Here is a 17,888-nt window from a genome sequence, read left to right on the forward strand (position 1 = left end):
CACGCGGGGGAAGGAGGTTCAGCAACTGCCTGTCGGCCTTCCTCCCGCAAGCGGGGGAAGGAGCCCGAGGCGGCATAGCGCGACGAAAGCCCTAAGTCGGTGCCGCCGCGCCCGCGCTGACCTGGGTCAACGCGGATCGCGGCTCGGCGGCCGCAAGCTGGACGCCGAAACCTGGAGCCGACCGTGTCCGCCGTTGCCATTCCCACCCGCCGACGCCGCATCGAACCCCTGCGCTGCACCGGCTGCGAACGGGGTAGCGATTGCCTCGGCGCCGCGCTCGACGAGGGCAGCGGCGCCGGCCGCATGAGTCGCGGCCATCTGGAACGCGGCGAGCATCTCTACCGCATGGGCGAGCCCAGCGACTCGCTGTACGTGGTCAGCGGCGGCGCCTTCAAGTCCTACGTGGTGAGCCCGGACGGCGGCGAGCAGGTGCTCGGCTTCGTGCTGCCGGGCGACGTGCTGGGCATCGACTCGCTGAGCCATCCGCAGTTCCAGAGCAGCGCGGTGGCCATCGCCCCGGCCCGGGTCTGCCGCATGCCGGCCGAGGCGATCCGCCTGCGCCTTGGCGAATCGCCGGACTTTCGCGAGCGCCTGAGCGCGCGCATGGGCCGCGAGATCCAGCGCCTGCAAAGACTGCTGCACCTGGGCCGCTGCACGGCCGAGCAGCGGGTGGCGGTGTTCCTGCTCAGCCAGAGCGCGCAGAGCGAGGGCGGCAGTCTGGCCGGCCGGCCGCAGCGCCTGCCGATGTCGCGCCGGGACATCGGCCAGTTCCTCGGCCTGGCCACCGAAACCGTGTCACGGGTGTTCACCCGTTTGCAGGACAGCGGCGCGCTGCGCGGCCGCCGCACCTCCATCGAGATCCGCAACGTCGAGCGCCTGATGGAGATCGCCCGCGTGGGCCTGCCGCTGCGGCGCGGCAGCTGAGCGGATTGCGGATTGCGGATTGCGGATTGCGGATTGCGGATTGCGGATTGCGGATTGCGGATTGCGGATTGCGGATTGCGGATTGCGGATTGCGGATTGCGGATTGCGGCGAAGCTGCCGCGCCGCTCGCCGCTGTTCAATCCGAAATCCGCAATCCGAGATCCGCAATAGGCCGCGCCTGAGGCGCGGCCGGCCTACCTGGCCGCCACGGCTTCCGGCTTGACCACGAGCAGGTCGCAGCGCGCCTGGTCGAGGATGCGTTCGGCGGTGCTGCCGATCAGGGCACGCTCCAGGCCGCCGCGCTGCACGCTGCCCAGCACCAGCAGATCGGCGCGCGGATCGTCGGCGCAGTCGGTCAGCGCCAGCCAGGGCGGGCCGTAGAGCACCTGCTGACGCTCGGCAGGTACGCCCTGCGCGGCGGCGAAGCGGTGGAAGCGCTCCACCTGACTTTGCCGTAGCTGTTCGTAGATTTCGGCGGCGATCGCCGTGTACTCCTCGGGTTGGCTGACCGCCAGCGGCGACAGCCCTTCGTAGGCGTAGGCCAGCTCGTGGCCGGCGCCGCAGGTGCGGGCCAGTTCGGCGGCGAACTGGACGATGCGCTCGTTCAGATGACCCTCGCCGTGCTCGGCCGCCACCGGCTCGACGGCGGCGATCACCCGCCTCGGCAGCGGCAGCGCCTGCGGGTTGACCAGCATCAGCGGACAGGGGCAGTCGCGCAGCAGGTGCCAGTCGATGGGGGTCAGCAGCACCCGCCGCAGCAGCGGTTCCAGATGGATGTCCTTCACCACCAGGCTCGGCTGCTGCTGGCGGATCTTGGCGAGCATATGGTCCAGCACCGGCCGCCCCCAGACCACCTCGCCCTCGGCCTTGACGCCGGTTTCGCGCAGGGCCTGCACCTTGTCCTTGAGCCACTGGTGCGCCTCGGCGAGCTGGGCCTCGCGCGCCAGGCGCGCCACCTCGCTGCTCAGGTGCGCCACCGTGTCCAGCAGCGGCTGCTGCTCGAACAGGCAGAGGTGCAACTCGCCGCCACCGGCCCGGATCAGCGCGGCGGCACGATTGAGCGCCGGCGAATGCGGCTCGCTGCGCCGGGCGATCAGGAAGACCTTGCGATGGGACATGGGTGGCTGCGCTCCGAAAAACAGTGTGGAAGCATCCGCCTGGGGCAGGCCGCTGCGCGTTGACCCAGGTCAATGGCGCATCGGAATCGCCAGCGCCGGTGGCGTTCAGATCAGCCGCGAGTAGCGCGGCGTGGCCGGCCGGCTTTCCTGGTTCGCGGCCGCCACGGCCACGCGCGGTGGCGGCAGATGGGCGTCGAAAGGCATCGCCACCGCCCGCAGCAGGAAACGCCCCCGGGCGGTCACCTGCAACCCGCGCGCACCCAGCTCCACCAGACCATCGGCGGCCAGGGGCTCCAGCGCTTTCAGTGCCTCGGCGAAATAGCCGCCGAAGTCGATGTGGTACTCGTTCTCCAGCGCCGCGTAATCCACCCGGCCACGGCACATCAGGTCTTCGATCAGGCGCCGGCGCAGGCGGTCGTCGGCACTCAGTTGCAGGCCGCGCTGCAACGGCAGATGGCCGGTGTCGAGCGCGGCGTAGTAGGCGTCGAGGGTCTTGGCGTTCTGGCAATAGCTGTCGCCGATGCGGCTGATGGCGCTCAAGCCCAAGCCGATCAGATCGGCGCCGCCGCGCGTGGAATAGCCCTGGAAATTGCGTTGCAGGCTGCCGTCCTCGAGGGCGCGCGCGAGTTCGTCGTCGGGCCGCGCGAAGTGATCCATGCCGACGTAGACATAGCCCGCCGCCTGCAGCTTTGCCACCGTGAGCTGGAGCAGGCCCAGCTTCTGCTGCGGGCTGGGCAGGTCGGCGACGTTGATCTGGCCCTGCGCCTTGAACAGCTGCGGCATGTGCGCGTAGCTGTAGGCGGAGATGCGGTCGGGCGCCAGGTCGATGACCTGCTCGAGGGTGCGGCCGAAACCTTCCAGCGTCTGCTTCGGCAGGCCGTAGATCAGATCCACCGACACCGAGTTGTAGCCGTGCCGGCGCGCATCGCGCACCACCTGCTCGGTCTGCTCATAGCTCTGCAAGCGGTTGACCGCCTCCTGCACGGCGGGATCAAAGTCCTGCACGCCGATGCTGATGCGGTTGAAGCCGAGCGCGGCGAGGCCGGCAACGCTATCCGGCAGCAGCGCGCGTGGATCAACCTCGATGGAAAACTCGCGCTGCGCGCCGCGACTGAGGCCGAAGCCGCGATCCAGGGCCTGCATCACCTGCTCCATCTGCGCGAGACTGAAGAAGCTGGGCGTGCCGCCGCCGAAGTGCAGCTGCGACACCGGGCCACGGCCGGCGAACAGCGCCGCCTGCATCTCGATCTCGCGCTCCAGACGCTCGATGTAGCCGGCGGCGATGCTGCGCGAGCGGCTGATGATGCGGTTGCAGCCGCAGTAGAAGCAGGGGCTGGCGCAGAACGGCACGTGCACATACAGCGAGATCGGCACGCCGCTGTCGCGGCTGTACTGCACGGCACTCAGATAATCGCTGGCGCTGTAGCTGTCGCTGAACTGCGCGGCGGTCGGGTAGGAGGTGTAGCGCGGCCCCGCGCGGTCGTAGCGCTCGATCAGGGCGGGGTCGAATAGGGCGAGATCCATGAAGGTGCTCCTGCGGATGCCAGCCACCTTAGGGTCGCGGCCACTCCGCCGCGTTGACCGGCGTCAATGGCCCTCCGCCGTCGGCGACAGCTCATCGGCCACCCATCCGCCCGCCTCTACCTTGCGGCCGGCGAGCGGGTCTGCGGATCGCAGGCCCGGCAAGCTTCCCCAGGCGGCCGGCTCGGGTCGGGTTGGCCCGACCGCGCTCACCGCAGCCACGGCGGAAGCCTGCCGTGGAACCCCAGAAGAAGAAGAAGAAGGAGGAAGCAAGCCGTGCCGATGGCCATCAACTTCCCCAGCGCCGGCCCCTCCGACCAGCACGACGAGCGCTTCCGTCTGGTGGTGGAGGCCTCGCCCAATGCCATCCTGATGGTCAACGCCGAAGGCATCATCACCCTGGTCAACCGCCAGACCGAGCAGTTGTTCGGTTACGCCCGCGAGGCGCTGCTCGGGCAGCCGGTGGACGTGCTGGTGCCGCTGCGCATCCGCGAGCACCACCCCCGCCTGCGGGAAAGCTATTTCACCCGGCCCAGCCACCGGCCGATGGGCGCCGGCCGCGACCTGTTCGGCCTCACCAGCGCCGGCCGCGAGGTGCCGATCGAGATCGGCCTCAGCCCGATCCGCACCGAGGAGGGCGTCTTCGTGCTCGCCTCGATCATCGACATCACCGAGCGCAAGCGCGGCGAACAGGCGCTGCGCGACCTCAATCATTCCCTGGAAACGCAGGTGCAGGAAACGCAGCGGGCGCTGGCCCAGCTCAAGGTGGCGCAGGGCCAGTTGGTGCAGGCCGAGAAGATGGCCTCGCTGGGCAGCCTGGTGGCCGGCGTCGCCCACGAGATCAACACCCCGGTCGGCGTCGGCGTGACCGCCGCCTCGCACTTGCAGGGCGAGGTTCGCGCCATGCGCCTCGCCGCCCGGGACAACAAGCTGACCAAGGCGCAGTTCGAGAAGCTGCTGCTGTCCTTCGAGCAGGCCAGCGACATCATCCTGATCAACCTGCGGCGCGCCGCCGACCTGATCAAGAGCTTCAAGCTGGTGGCGGTGGATCAGTCCAGCGACGAGCAGCGGCGGATCAACCTCAAGGCTTACATCGAGGAGGTGCTGCTGAGCCTGCGCCCCAAGCTCAAGGCCAGCCGGCACCGCATCGAGCTGGACTGCCCGGACGACATCGAGATCCTCACCACGCCGGGCGCGCTGTCGCAGATCCTCACCAACCTGGTGGTCAACTCGGTCACCCACGCCTTCGAGCCGGACAGCGCCGGGCGGATGACCATCCGGGTGAGCCGCCAGGGCGAGCGCGTGGAGCTGTGCTTCAGCGACGACGGCAAGGGCATCTCCGCCGAGAACCTGCCGCGCATCTTCGACCCGTTCTTCACCACCCGCCGTGGCCAGGGCGGCACCGGCCTGGGCCTCAACATCGTCTTCAACCTGGTGCACCAGACCCTGGGGGGCAGCGTCGAGGTCGCCAGCACCCCGGGCCAGGGCACCCGCTTCACTCTCCGTTTCTGAACAGGACCTCGCGATCATGGAACAGGCCGACAACGAACTGATGAGCTTCGCCGCCAGCGAGCTCCAAACCAGTGGTACCGGGCCGGAGCCCTGGAAGATTCTGGTGGTGGACGACGAGGAGGAGGTGCACAAGGTCACCCGCCTAGCGCTGGAGTCGTTCACCGTCCTCGGCCGGCCGCTGCAGATCCACGACGCCTACACCGGCCGCGAGTCGGTGGAGATCATGGCGCGCGAGGCCGACATCGCGCTGGTGCTGATGGACGTGGTGATGGAAACCGAGCACGCCGGCCTCGACGCGGTGCAGGAGATCCGCCACCGGCTCGGCAATCGCTTCGTACGCATCGTGCTGCGCACCGGCCAGCCCGGCCAGGCGCCGGAGCTGGAGGTGGTGCGCAAGTTCGACATCAACGACTACAAGGAAAAGACCGAGCTCACCACCACCAAGCTCTACACCGTGCTGCAGACCGGCCTGAGCCTGTACCGCGAGCTGGTGGCGATGGACCGCAACCGCCTGGGCCTGGAGCAGGTGATCGAGGCCTCCGCCTCGATCTTCAAGACCCATTCCCTGGTGCAGTTCCAGCGCGGCGTGCTGGAGCAGATCACCGCCCTGCTGTACGCCCGGCGCGACGCCGTGCTGATCGGCGCCAATGGCTTCGCCGCCGACCTGAACTGCGGGCAGTTGCATGTCGCCGCCGGCACCGGCGCCTACCAGGCCAGCGAGGGCGCGCTGGCGGAGGACGTGCTCGACGCCGAGGCGATGGCGCATGTGCAACGGGCGGTCAGCTCCCATTCCTTCGAGATCGGCGAGCGCCAGTTCGCCGCCTATTTCTCCACCCGCCTGCACACCGAGCATGTGGTCTACCTGAGCAGCGACAGCAACTTCTCGCCGGCCGACGCCCGGCTGATCGAGCTGTTCTGCCGCAATGTCTCCATCGCCTACGAGAACCTGACGCTCAACCAGGACCTACTCGAATCCCAGCGCCGGCTCATCATCCTGCTCAGCACCGGCATCGAGGAGCGCTCCAAGCTGCTGCGCAACCATGTGCGCCGGGTTTCGGAATACTCCAAGCTGCTGGGCCGGCTGCTCGGGCTATCGGACGAGGAAGTCGAGGCACTGGGCGTGGCCGCCGCCATGCACGATCTCGGCAAGATCGGCATCCCCGACGCCATCCTCGACAAGCCCGGCAAGCTGGATGCCGCCGAGCGGGCCATCATGGAAACCCATGTGCTGCGCGGCCAGCGGATGCTGGAAGGCCAGAAGGGCCATCTGCTGAAAGCCGCCGAGCTGGTGGTGGGCGGCCATCACGAGCGCTGGGACGGCGGCGGCTATCCGCGCGGTCTCGGCGGCACCGAGACCCATCTGTTCGCCCGCATCACCGGACTCGCCGATGTCTTCGACGCCCTGAGCTCACGCCGCGTCTACAAGGAGCCCTGGTCCTGGGAGGACATCGCCGACTACCTGCGCGGCGAGCGGGGCCGGCAGTTCGAGCCCCGGCTGGTGGACCTGTTCCTGGACCACTACCAGGACTTCCTGGCCATCCACCGGAGCCTGCCCGGCGACGAGCGCGAATAGGGCGCTCAGCGCTTCAGGCGGTAACCGGTCTTGAAGATCCACCAGACCGCGACCAGGCAGATCAGCATGAACAGCGCGGTCATGGCGACGCTGATGCCGACCGCGACATCGGCGACCCCGTAGAAGCTCCAGCGGAAGCCGCTGACCAGATACACCACCGGGTTGAACAGGGCGATCTTCTGCCACAGCGGCGGCAGCATGCTGATCGAGTAGAAGCTGCCGCCGAGGAAGGTCAGCGGCGTGACGATCATCAGCGGCACGATCTGCAGCTTCTCAAAGCTGTCGGCCCAGATGCCGAGGATGAAGCCGAACAGGCTGAAGCTGAACGCGGTGAGCAGCAGGAAGGCCAGCATCCAGAACGGGTGGGCGATGTGGTAGGGCACGAACAGCCGCGCGGTGGCGAGGATCAGCAGACCCAGCATCACCGACTTGGTGGTGGCGGCGCCGACGTAGCCGAGAATCACCTCCGCCGAGGACACCGGCGCCGACAGCAGCTCGTAGATGGTGCCCGACCACTTCGGCATGTAGATGCCGAAGGAGGCGTTGGAGATGCTCTCGGTGAGCAGCGAGAGCATCACCAGGCCGGGGATGATGAAGGCGCCGTAATGGATGCCATCGACCTCGCCCATGCGCGAGCCGATGGCGGCGCCGAACACCACGAAGTACAGCGAGGTGGAGAGCACCGGCGAGGCGATGCTCTGCATCAGGGTGCGGAAGGTGCGGGCCATCTCGAAGCGGTAGATGGCGCGGATCGCGTGGAAGTTCATGGGCGGCCCTGGACCAGGCTGACGAAGATGTCTTCCAGCGAGCTCTGGCTGGATTGCAGCTCGCGGAAGTCGATGCCCTGCGCCGCCAGGCGGCGCAGCAGCTCGGCGATGCCGGTGTCGTCCTGCTGGTCGTCGTAGGTGTAGATCAGCGTCTGGCCCTCGCCGGCCAGCTCCAGCGCGTAGCCGGCCAGGGTGTCGGGGATGGCGGCGAGCGGCGTCTTCAGTTGCAGGCGCAGCTGCTTCTTGCCGAGCTTGCGCATCAGCGCCGCCTTCTCCTCGACCAGGATCAGCTCGCCCTGGCGGATGATGCCGACGCGGTCGGCCATCTCCTCGGCTTCCTCGATGTAATGGGTGGTGAGGATGATGGTCACGCCGCTGTCGCGCAGGCGCCGCACCAGTTGCCACATGTCGCGGCGCAGCTCGACATCGACCCCGGCCGAGGGTTCGTCGAGGAACAGGATCTTCGGCTCGTGCGAGAGCGCCTTGGCGATCATCACCCGCCGCTTCATGCCGCCGGAGAGCGTCATGATCCGGGCGTCCTTCTTGTCCCAGAGCGAAAGCTCGCGTAGCAGCTTCTCGATCAGCGACGGATCGCGTGGCTTGCCGAACAGGCCACGGCTGAAGTTGACCGTCGCCCACACGCTCTCGAAGGCGTCGGTGTGCAGCTCCTGCGGCACCAGGCCGATCTTCTCGCGCACCAGACGGTATTCGCGCTGGATGTCGTGGCCGTCGGCAATCACCTGGCCGGCGCTGGCCTTCACCAGTCCGCAGATGACACCGATCAGGGTGGTCTTGCCGGCGCCGTTCGGGCCGAGCAGGGCGAAGATCTCGCCGCGCTGGATGTCGAGCTTGACGTTCTTGAGGGCGGTGAAGCCGGAGGCGTAGGTCTTGGAGAGATTCCGGACCGAGATGATGGGGGGCTGCGACACGCGACGCCTGCCTGAGGAGGGGAATATGCTCATTCTAGAGCGGCGCTCGCTAGGCTAGGGTGTGTCGGCAATTGGAGAATCGCCCCATGAGGAAATGGCTTGCGCGCCTGCTGCCGGCGCTGGGTCTGCTGCTGGCTGCCGGACTGGCGGTGCTGTACAGCTACCGCCCCGGCATGGCCGAGTACCAACGCCACCGGGTCGCCGCCGCGCCGATCCCCGCTGGCGCGCTCACCGCCACCTGGCTGGGCGTCACCGCCGTGCTGCTGCGCGACGGCGAGCACGCGCTGCTGGTGGACCCGTTCTTCTCGCGGCCGGAGGGCCTGCTGCCGCTGGCGCTCAACCGCCGCATCGCCCCCGACGAGGCGCGCATCCGCGCCTGGCTGACCCGCCTGGGGGTGAGCAAGCTGGACGCGGTGCTGGTCTCGCATTCGCACTACGACCACGCGATGGACGCCGGCCTGGTGGCCAGGCTCACCGGCGCCCAGTTGCTCGGCTCCGCCAGCACCGCCAACCTCGGTCGTGGCGCTGGTCTGCCGGAGGCGCAGCTGACGGTGATCGCGCCCGGACAGAACTACCGCTTTGGCGACTTCGAGCTGCACTTCGTCGAGAGCCGCCACGCTGGCGCCACCGGCGGCGCGCCCACCGGCGAGATCGACGCGCCGCTGACGCCGCCCGCCCACTACCTGGACTACAAGCTGGGCGGCACCTACTCGATCCTGGTCGCGCACCCGCAGGGTCGGGTGCTGCTGCACGGCAGCGCCGGCACGCTACCGGGCGCGCTGCGTGGCGAGCGCGCCGATCTGGTGTTTCTCGGCGTGGCGCTGATCGACGATCTCGATGCCTATCTGGCCGACGTGGTCGATGCGGTCGGCGCCAAGCGCATCGTGCCCAGTCACTGGGACGATTTCAGCCGACCGCTGGAGGAGCCGCTGCGGCCGTTCCCGGTCGTGGTGAGACTGGACCGCTTCTTCGCCGCGATGCGGGAGGGGCACCCCGATCTGCGAGTGGAGACCTACGGCCTGGCCGAACCGGTCGCTCTGTTCGCGCCGCCCCCCTGAGCCGCGCCACTGGCGACCGCAGGCAACAAAAAAAGCCGAGCAGCGCGAGCTGCTCGGCCTCGAGGCAACAACCGTGGTCGGGCGGCGCGGTGCGCGCCGCCAGGACCGGTCTTAGCCAGCCGCCGGAGGGGCGGGCGGGGTCACCTTCTTGATCGCCTTGGCGGCCTTCTTCTTCACCAGGGCAACATCCTTCTTGACCTCCTTCTTCACCAGGGCGACTTCGGCCTTGATCTTCTTGACGACCTTGGCGAGGGTCTTGCCACCCTTCTTGGCAGCGGCTTTCTTGGCCGGAGCCTTCTTCGCAACCGCCTTCTTCGCCGGAGCCTTCTTGGCGACTGCCTTCTTGGCGGCAACCTTCTTCACGACTTTCTTGGCAACTGCCTTCTTGGCCGGGGCCTTCTTGGCGACCGCCTTCTTGGCCACCGGCTTCTTCGCCACAGCCTTCTTCACCACTTTCTTCGCGGCAACTTTCTTCGTCGCCTTCTTCGCCGCTTTCTTCGCTACTGCCATGTGTTTGCTCCCGAGGTCAGGTTGGTTAAGGCCTTCCAAAAACACTGATATGGCAAGCCTTATTCGGACACTAGCAAGAGCGCGCGCGCTTTGCACGCCACACCTGTGCTAGGGCGCACGCGTGGGCATGGCAACGACACTTTCCACCCGCGCCGGCAGCCGAACGAAGGCCTTTCCGAAGGGCTCCCGAAGCCGCACGACACACGCCCATGTGCGCAGTTTCAAAACCGCCTTTTTACTAGGAGAAACGCAGATTCAGGAGGCTTGCTTCGCGGCCATATCTCTGGTCGGCGAGCGCCTTCTTTTCGACTCGAACGCCGGCCGCTGCGAGACGAGTCGCAAGCGTTCGCGGCAACGCTCCCGCAGCGCGGCAGCGAAGGTGCTTGCGCGCAAACTTGCGCGCACTCGCGCAAGGTTCGCGCGCCGCGAACGGCGGGTAGAGTGCGCGCCATCCACTCGGCCAACGCCCCACCGCCGTCCGCGCACCTCGCACCGAACGTCACCCTTGTCCATCGTCACCGCCAACACCGACAGCCAGCCCGCGCAGTACCGCATCGCCGCCCGCGAGCTCTGCGAGTTCACCGCCAAGCACGGCGATCTCGATCTGCGCTTCACGCCGGCGCCGAGCGCGCTGGAGGGCATCGCCGGCCACGCCAGCGTTGCCGCCCGGCGCGGCGACGACTACCAGAAGGAGCTGCCGCTGCGCGGCCGCTACGGCGCGCTGGAGGTTCGCGGCCGCGCCGACGGCTACTACCCGGCGCGTCAGGAGCTGGAGGAGGTAAAGACCTATCGCGGCCGCCTGGAGCGCTTGCCGGAGAATCAGCGCGCGCTGCACTGGGCGCAGCTGAAGGTCTACGGCTGGCTGCTCTGCCAGGCGCTGGCGCTGCCCGAGCTGCGACTGACCCTGGTCTACTTCAACGTCGACAGTGAGCAGGAAACCCTGTTCAGCGAGCGCCACGATGCCGAGGGCCTGCGCACATTTTTCGAGACCCAGTGCGCGCACTTCCTGCACTGGTCGGCGAGCGAGTTGGCGCACCGGGAGCGGCGTGATCCGGCGCTGGCGGCGGCGGCCTTCCCGCACCCCCAGTTCCACGCCGGCCAGCGCCAGCTCGCCGAGGCGGTGTACCGCATGGCCGCGCGCGGCGGTGCTCTGCTGGCGCAGGCGCCGACCGGCATCGGCAAATCCATCGGCAGTCTCTACCCGGCGCTCAAGGCGCTGGCGCGCGGCGAAGTCGAGAAAGTGTTCTTTCTCACCGCCAAGACTTCCGGCCGCCGGTTGGCGCTGGACGCTGCCGCCTCGCTGGTCGGCACCGCGACGACCGGCGCCATCCCGCTGCGGGTGCTGGAACTGGTGGCGCGCGAGAAGAGCTGCGAACACCCGGACAAGGCCTGCCACGGCGAGTCCTGCCCGCTGGCGCGCGGCTTCTACGACCGCCTGCCCGCCGCCCGCGCCGCCGCCGTGCAGCGGTCGCGTCTCGATCAGGCCGGCCTGCGCGCGGTGGCGCTGGAGCACCAGGTCTGCCCCTACTACCTCGGCCAGGAGCTGGTGCGCTGGAGCGATGTGGTGGTCGGCGACTACAACTACTACTTCGACGGCAGCGCCTTGCTCTACGGCCTGGCGCAGCTCAACGACTGGAAGCTGGCGGTGCTGGTGGACGAGGCCCACAACCTGGTCGAGCGGGCGCGCGGCATGTACTCGGCGGAACTCGATCCCATGCAGCTCGCGGCGCTGCGGCGCGTCGCCCCGGCCGAGCTGCGCAAACCGCTGGAGAAAGTCCGCCGCGCCTGGAGCCGCCTGCACCGCGACCAGACCGAAGCCTATGTCGCGCACGCGCAACTGCCGGACTCACTCTGCCGCGCCTTGCAGGAGGCGGTCTCGGCCATCGCCCGCCACTACGCCGAAGAGCCGCCGGCCAACGACAGTCCGCTGCAGGCCTGGTGGTTCGAGGCGGCGCAGTTTCTGCGCCTGGCGGAGAGTTTCGCGCCGGCGCATTCGCTGTTCGAGATCGTGCTGGAAGAAGCCTCGCAGCCGCGCCAGCCCGGCCGCTCGCGGCTGGCGATCCGCAACCTGGTGCCGGCGCCGTTCCTGGCGCCGCGCGCCGCGCGCACGCATGCGCTGGTGCTGTTTTCGGCGACTCTCAAGCCGCCGCACTACTACCGCGACCTGCTCGGCCTGCCGGCCGGCACGCAGTGGCTGGACGTGCCCTCGCCGTTCCGCGCCGAACAGTTGCGGGTGACGGTGGCGCGCGATATCTCCACCCGCTACCAGCACCGGCAGCGCTCGCTGCCCGCACTCCTCGCCCGGATGGCCGGGCAGTACCGCAAGCAGCCCGGCAACTACCTCGCCTACTTCAGCAGCTTCGACTATCTGCAACAGGCGCTGGCGGCGTTCGCCGCGCGCTACCCGGAGATTCCGCTGTGGTCGCAGCAGCGCGGCATGCGCGAGCCGGAGCGCGAAGCCTTTCTGCAGCGCTTCGTGGCCGGTGGCGAGGGCATCGGCTTTGCAGTGCTGGGCGGCGTGTTCGGCGAAGGCATCGACCTGCCCGGCGAGCGGCTGATCGGCGCCTTCATCGCCAGCCTCGGTCTGCCGCAGATCAACCCGCTCAACGAGGAACTGCGACGCCGCCTCGACGCGCAGTTCGGCGCCGGTTACGACTACGCCTATCTCTACCCCGGCCTGCAGAAAGTGGTGCAGGCCGCCGGCCGGGTGATCCGCGGCGCGCAGGACCACGGCGTGCTGCACCTGCTCGACGACCGCTACGCGCAAGCCGAGGTGCAGGCGCTGCTGCCGCGCTGGTGGCAGATCGAATAACGAAAAACTGCGATCAGTCCCCTCCCCTGCGTAGCGGGGGAGGGTTAGGGTGGGGGCGCTCCGCTCGCCCCACGGGATGCAGTGGTACACCCAGGCGCCCCCATCCCGGCCTTCCCCCGCTACGCAGGTGAAGGAGTGAGTCCTTAGGGCCTGTTAACACTACGGGGCTCGCTGCGCCCCAGCCTCAAGCCAGTTGGCTGAGCATCTTGCGGAAGCGGGCCAGCGACACCGCGAAGAACACCGCGCCGATCAGCACCAGCGCCAGGAAGTAAGGCCAGACCACCTCGAAGCCGGCGGCGCGGAACAGGATCGCCTGCGAGGCGGAGATGAAGTGCGTGGTCGGCGCCAGCAGCATCAGGTACTGCACGAACAGCGGCATGCTCTCGCGCGGCGTCGAACCGCCGGACAGCATCTCCAGCGGCATCAGCACCAGGATCAGCAGCAGCGCGAACTGCGGCATCGAACGCGCCAGAGTGGCCATGAAGATGCCCATCGAGGTGGTGGCGAACAGGTGCAGCGCCGCGCCGGCCAGGAACAGGCCCACCGAGCCTTCGATCACCACGCCGAGCAGGCCCTGCACCACGAAGTGCAGCGACAGCGCGGCGGCCAGCAGCACCACCAGACCCATCGACCAGACCTTGGACAGCATGATCTCGGCCGGCGTCACCGGCATCACCAGCAGGTGCTCGACGGTGCCGTGCTCGCGCTCGCGGATCAGCGCCGCGCCAGTGAGCAGGATCGACAGCATGGTGACGTGATTGATGATCTCCATCAGCGCGCCGAACCAGCCCTTGTTGAGCGTGGGGTTGAAGCGCGCGCGCAAGGCCAGCTCCACCGGCAACACGCTGGCCTGGCGGTGGCCCTGGAGAAACTCGTTGATCTCGCCGAGCAGGATCTGCTGGATGTAGCCGCTACCGGTGAAGGCCTGGCCCATGCGGGTGGCATCGACATTGAGTTGCAGGCTGGGCGCGCGGCCGGCGAGCACGTCGCGCTGGAAGCCAGGCGGGATCACCAGGGCGAAGGTGTAGTCGCCGGCGTCCATGCCCGGATCGACGGCGGTGAGCGGGATCAGCGCCGGTGGCAGGAACTGCGGCGGATAGAAGCTGGAGACCAGGCGTGAGGACAGCGGCGAGCCATCTTCGTCGACGATGGCGATGGGCGCCTTGTTGAGGGTTTCCGGCATCGCCTTGGCGGCCGAGTACACGGTGAACACGAACATGAACACCACCAGCACCAGCATGATCGGGTCGCGCCACAGGCCCCATAGCTCCTTCACGCCCAGGCGGTGGATGTTGGCGAGCTGGCCGCGCATGCTCAGCGCTCCTGCTTCTTCAGCAACAGGATCGCCAGCAGCAGAATCGTCGGCGCGCTCAACAGCAGCGGCCAGAACGAACCGCCGAGGTCGGCGAAGCCCAGGGCCTTGTTGAACACGCCCCGGCTGATGGTGAGGAAATGGCTGGCCGGATACAGCCGGCCGATCACCGCGCCGGCGCCTTCCAGCGAACTCACCGGATCGAGCAGACCGGAGTACTGAATGGTCGGGATCATGGTGCCGATCATGGTCAGGAACACTGCGGCCACCTGGCTGCGGGTGAAGCTGGAGGCCAGCAGGCCGGCGCCAGTCGCGCAGATCACGTAGAGCACGGCGGCGGCGAAGAGGGTGAGAAAGCTGCCCTTGATCGGCACCCCGAAGGCGGTCACCGCGAGCAGCACCATCAGCAGAAAGTTGAACAGCGCCAGCAGCACGTAGGGCAGTTGCTTGCCGAGCAGGAATTCGCTGCGCCGTACCGGCGTGACGTAGAGGTTGAGGATGGAGCCCAGCTCCTTCTCACGCACCACCGACAGCGCCGCCAGCATCGCCGGGATCATCATCAGCAGCATCGGGATCACCGCCGGCACCATCGCTGGCAGGCTCTTCACATCCGGGTTGTAGCGGAAGCGGGTTTCGATGTCGGCGGCGGCCACCGCGCTCTGGCCCAGGCGCAGGCGCGACTGCTCGGCCAGCCAGGACTGGTGCATGCCCTGCACGTAGCCAGCGGCGGTCTCGCCGCGCATCGGCATTGCGCCGTCGATCCAGGCACCGACCTCCATCGCGCGGCCACGACCGGCCTCGCGGGCGAAGCCGGCAGGGATCTCCAAGGCCAGTGACAGCTCGCCGCTGCGCATGCGGCGGTCGAGGTCGGCGTAGTCGGTGATCGCCGGCTTCTCGATGAAATAGCGCGAGCCGGACAGGCTCAGCGCGTAGTCCTGGCTGAGCGTGGTCTGGTCGCGGTCGAGCACCGCGTAGTTGAGGTTCTCGACATCCATGCTGATGCCGAAGCCCATGATGAACATCAGCAGCAGGCTGCCGATCAGCGCCAGCGTGGCGCGCACCGGATCGCGTTGCAGCTCCAGTTGCTCGCGCAGGCTGTAGCTCCAGGCGCGCGCCAGGCTGAAGCCGCTCCGGCGGGTCCTGGCCGCGGCCGGTGTTGCCGGCGTCAGCGGCGCTGGGGCGCTGGCGGTTTCCAGTGCCGGCTCCAGTTGCTCGCCGCGCGCACCGGCTTCTTCCAGATAGCTGATGAAGGCCTGCTCCAGCGTCTCGGTGCCGCGCGCCTGGCACAGCGCGCGCGGGCGGTCGCTGACCAGCACCCGGCCGGCGTGCATCAGAGAGATGCGGTCGCAGCGCTCGGCCTCGTTCATGAAATGGGTGGAGATGAAGATGGTCACCCGGTCGCGGCGCGACAGCTCGATCAGCAGGCGCCAGAAGTTGTCGCGCGCCACCGGATCGACGCCGGAGGTGGGCTCGTCAAGGATCAAGAGCTCCGGCTCGTGCACCATCGCCACCGCCAGCGACAGCCGCTGGCGCATGCCCAGCGGCAGCGCGTTGGGCAGCGCGCCGAGAAAGTGTTCCAGACCAAAGCGCCGGCTCATCGCCTGCACCCGCCTGGGTATTTCCGCCTCCGGCACCTGGAACAGCCGCGCGTGCAGCACCAGGTTCTGCTCGACGCTCAGCTCGGAGTACAGCGAAAAGCCCTGCGACATGTAGCCGACCCGGCGGCGGGTGGCGAGATCCTTGGGGTCCACCACCTGGCCAAACAGCCAGGCCTGGCCCTCGCTGGCCGGCAACAGGCCGGTGAGCATCTTCATGGTGGTGGTCTTGCCGCAGCCATTGGAGCCGAGAAAGCCGAAGATCTCGCCACGGCGGATGCGGAAGCTGGCGTGGTCCACCGCCACGAAGTCGCCGAAGCGCATGGTCAGCTCGCGCGCCTCGATGGCCACCTGCTCGTCGGCGGTCTCCGCCAGCGGCGGAATCACCACTTTCTCGTGCCCCTGGCGCTTGACCTCGGGCAGCAGGGCGATGAAGGCGGCTTCCAGATCACGGCTGCCGGTGCGCGCCAGCAACTGCGCCGGCGTGCCGCTGGCCAGCACCCGGCCGGCATCCAGCGCCACCAGCCAGTCGAAGCGCTGCGCCTCGTCCATGTAGGCGGTGGCGGCGATCACGCTCATGCCCGGATGCAGCGCGCGGATGCGCCCGATCAGCGCCCAGAACTGGCTGCGCGCGAGCGGATCGACGCCCGTGGTGGGCTCGTCGAGGATCAGCAGCGCGGGGTCGTGGATCAGCGCGCAGCAGAGGCCCAGCTTCTGCTTCATGCCGCCGGAAAGCTTGCCGACCGGGCGGTCGAGAAAGGGATACAGCCCGGTGCTGCGGGTGAGTTCGTCGATGCGGCGACGACGCTCGCTGGCGCCGTGGCCGAACAGGCGCGCGAAGAACTGCAGGTTCTCCTCCACCGACAGCGTCGGGTAGAGGTTCCTGCCCAGGCCCTGCGGCATGTAGGCGATGTCCGGGCAGACCCGCTCGCGGTGACGGCGCTCGGCCATGTCGCCGCCCAGGGTGTGGACCTTGCCCACCTGCACCGCGCGCGCGCCGGCGGCGAGCGCCAGCAAGCTGGACTTGCCGACGCCGTCGGGGCCGATCAGGCCGACCATGCAGCCGGCCGGCAGCTCCAGGCTGACGCCATCCAGCGCCAGGGTCTTTCCGTAGCGCTGGCTGACCTGCTGGAAGCGCACCACCGCCGGTCCGGAAGCCGGCTCCGGCAAGCTATTCATTCGCTGGCCCGCAGCGCCAGTTCCGGCGGCCACTCGGCGGCGGCGTCGAGCTTGAGCCAGGCGACACCCGGCAGGCCGGTCTTGACCTGCTCCAGGTGCTTTTTCAACAGCGCGCGGTCGATGTTGGCCTTGACCCTAAACATCAGCTTCTGCCGCTCGCTGGCGGTCTCCACCGTCTTCGGCGTGAACTGCGCGGTGCTCGCCACATAGCTGACCCGCGCCGGGATCGGAAAATCGGGCGCGGCATCGAGCAGGATGCGCACCTCGCTGCCCAGCGCCACCCGGCCGGCGACGGTCTCGGGCAGGAAGAAGCTCATGTAGACGTCGGAGAGATCAACCAGGTTGAGCAGCTTGCCGCCGGCGCCCAGCACTTCGCCGGGCTGCGCGATGCGGTATTGCACGCGGGCATCGCGCGGCGCCTTCAGCGCGCTGTCGGCGATGTCGGCCTCGATGCGGGCGATGGTGGCGGCGCTGGCCGGCACCGCCGACCGGGCGCCCACCACCTGCGCCCGCGCGGCGGCGATGCCGGCCTTCGCCGCCGCCGCCTGCGCCTGCGCGGCGGTCAGCGCCGCCTCGGCGCCGCGCACCCGGGCACGGTCGTCGTCGAGTTCCTGGATCGAGGCGGCGCCTTCGGCGGATAGCGATTCCGAGCGCGCCAGCCGACGGCGCGCGGCGTCGAGTTCGGCGGCGCGCAGCGCCACCACCGCCTGCGCGGCCAGCGCGTCGCTCTCGCGCACCGCCACCTGCGCCTCGGCGCTCGCCACCGCGTCCAGCGCCTGCTGGCGATGCGCGAGCGCCTCGTCGCGCTGCGCTTCCAGCACATCCACCTGCATGCGCGCCAGCACCTGGCCGGCCTGCACGAAGTCGCCCTCGTTGACCAGCACCGCCTCCACCCGGCCACCGAGCTTGGTGGCGAGATCGACCTCGGTGGCCTCGATGCGGCCATTGCCGCTGATGAAGCCTTCGCCGGGACCTTGCTGACGCAGGCGGCTCCAGCCGTAGTAGGCGATGGCGGCGAGCACCACCAGGGCCACCAGGGCGAGCAGCTTCTTGTTGGAATAGGGCTTCATCGGCGGAC

At 68.7% G+C, this 17,888-nt stretch carries 13 protein-coding genes; 5 read left to right on the forward strand and 8 right to left on the reverse strand.

All coding sequences use genetic code 11. From position 1 onward, the window contains the following. Positions 1–183: 183 nt before the first annotated feature. On the forward strand, positions 184–924 hold the full coding sequence (locus tag ED208_RS03470; RefSeq protein WP_123210449.1) for a Crp/Fnr family transcriptional regulator: 741 nt from the start codon (positions 184–186) through the stop codon (positions 922–924). 194 nt (positions 925–1,118) lie between these two features. On the opposite strand, the gene ED208_RS03480 is transcribed toward ED208_RS03470, so the two are convergent. Both ED208_RS03480 and hemN read right to left on the reverse strand, forming a co-directional pair. Further along, positions 1,119–2,042: a universal stress protein gene (locus ED208_RS03480; protein ID WP_123210451.1), complete on the reverse strand. Its 924-nt coding sequence runs from the start codon at positions 2,040–2,042 to the stop codon at positions 1,119–1,121. 105 nt (positions 2,043–2,147) lie between these two features. After that, the gene (gene hemN, locus ED208_RS03485) at positions 2,148–3,566 is read right to left on the reverse strand and encodes an oxygen-independent coproporphyrinogen III oxidase (RefSeq protein WP_123210452.1); all 1,419 of its coding nucleotides are present in this window, start codon (positions 3,564–3,566) and stop codon (positions 2,148–2,150) included. 279 nt (positions 3,567–3,845) lie between these two features. Here hemN and ED208_RS03490 point away from each other — a divergent pair, with 279 nt between their 5' ends. After that, positions 3,846–5,075, forward strand: coding sequence for a sensor histidine kinase (locus tag ED208_RS03490; protein WP_233574810.1), 1,230 nt, complete (start codon positions 3,846–3,848; stop codon positions 5,073–5,075). Between the two features lie 16 nt (positions 5,076–5,091). After that, entirely contained in the window at positions 5,092–6,648 is a 1,557-nt protein-coding gene (locus ED208_RS03495; RefSeq protein ID WP_123210454.1) for a DUF3369 domain-containing protein, read from the forward strand. 5 nt (positions 6,649–6,653) lie between these two features. On the opposite strand, the gene ED208_RS03500 is transcribed toward ED208_RS03495, so the two are convergent. Then, complete coding sequence (locus ED208_RS03500; protein WP_123210455.1) at positions 6,654–7,415, reverse strand: ABC transporter permease; 762 nt, start codon at positions 7,413–7,415, stop codon at positions 6,654–6,656. After that, complete coding sequence (locus ED208_RS03505) at positions 7,412–8,344, reverse strand: ABC transporter ATP-binding protein (protein ID WP_233574758.1); 933 nt, start codon at positions 8,342–8,344, stop codon at positions 7,412–7,414. Before ED208_RS03505 ends, ED208_RS03500 begins: the two co-directional genes overlap by 4 nt. A gap of 86 nt (positions 8,345–8,430) precedes the next feature. Here ED208_RS03505 and ED208_RS03510 point away from each other — a divergent pair, with 86 nt between their 5' ends. Next, positions 8,431–9,402, forward strand: coding sequence for an MBL fold metallo-hydrolase (locus ED208_RS03510; protein ID WP_123210457.1), 972 nt, complete (start codon positions 8,431–8,433; stop codon positions 9,400–9,402). A 111-nt stretch (positions 9,403–9,513) separates the two neighbouring features. Here ED208_RS03510 and ED208_RS03515 read toward each other — a convergent pair whose 3' ends face one another. Then, entirely contained in the window at positions 9,514–9,912 is a 399-nt protein-coding gene (locus ED208_RS03515) for a histidine biosynthesis protein HisIE (RefSeq protein ID WP_199720490.1), read from the reverse strand. A 505-nt stretch (positions 9,913–10,417) separates the two neighbouring features. On the opposite strand from ED208_RS03515, the gene ED208_RS03520 reads away from it, so the two are divergent. After that, a complete protein-coding gene (locus tag ED208_RS03520; RefSeq protein WP_233574759.1) occupies positions 10,418–12,724 on the forward strand; it encodes an ATP-dependent DNA helicase in 2,307 nt (768 codons plus the stop codon). A 184-nt stretch (positions 12,725–12,908) separates the two neighbouring features. On the opposite strand, the gene ED208_RS03525 is transcribed toward ED208_RS03520, so the two are convergent. The 3 genes from ED208_RS03525 to ED208_RS03535 are packed head-to-tail and all read right to left on the reverse strand — an operon-like array spanning position 12,909 to position 17,880. Then, entirely contained in the window at positions 12,909–14,036 is a 1,128-nt protein-coding gene (locus ED208_RS03525) for an ABC transporter permease (RefSeq protein WP_123210459.1), read from the reverse strand. A gap of 2 nt (positions 14,037–14,038) precedes the next feature. Further along, complete coding sequence (rbbA, locus tag ED208_RS03530) at positions 14,039–16,810, reverse strand: ribosome-associated ATPase/putative transporter RbbA (RefSeq protein WP_123210460.1); 2,772 nt, start codon at positions 16,808–16,810, stop codon at positions 14,039–14,041. Continuing rightward, the gene (locus tag ED208_RS03535) at positions 16,807–17,880 is read right to left on the reverse strand and encodes an HlyD family secretion protein (protein WP_123210461.1); all 1,074 of its coding nucleotides are present in this window, start codon (positions 17,878–17,880) and stop codon (positions 16,807–16,809) included. The genes rbbA and ED208_RS03535 overlap by 4 nt, the downstream gene beginning before the upstream one ends. Positions 17,881–17,888 lie beyond the last annotated feature (8 nt).

The sequence above is a fragment of the Stagnimonas aquatica genome (genome assembly GCF_003730135.1).
Taxonomy (GTDB): Bacteria; Pseudomonadota; Gammaproteobacteria; order Nevskiales; family Nevskiaceae; genus Stagnimonas; species Stagnimonas aquatica.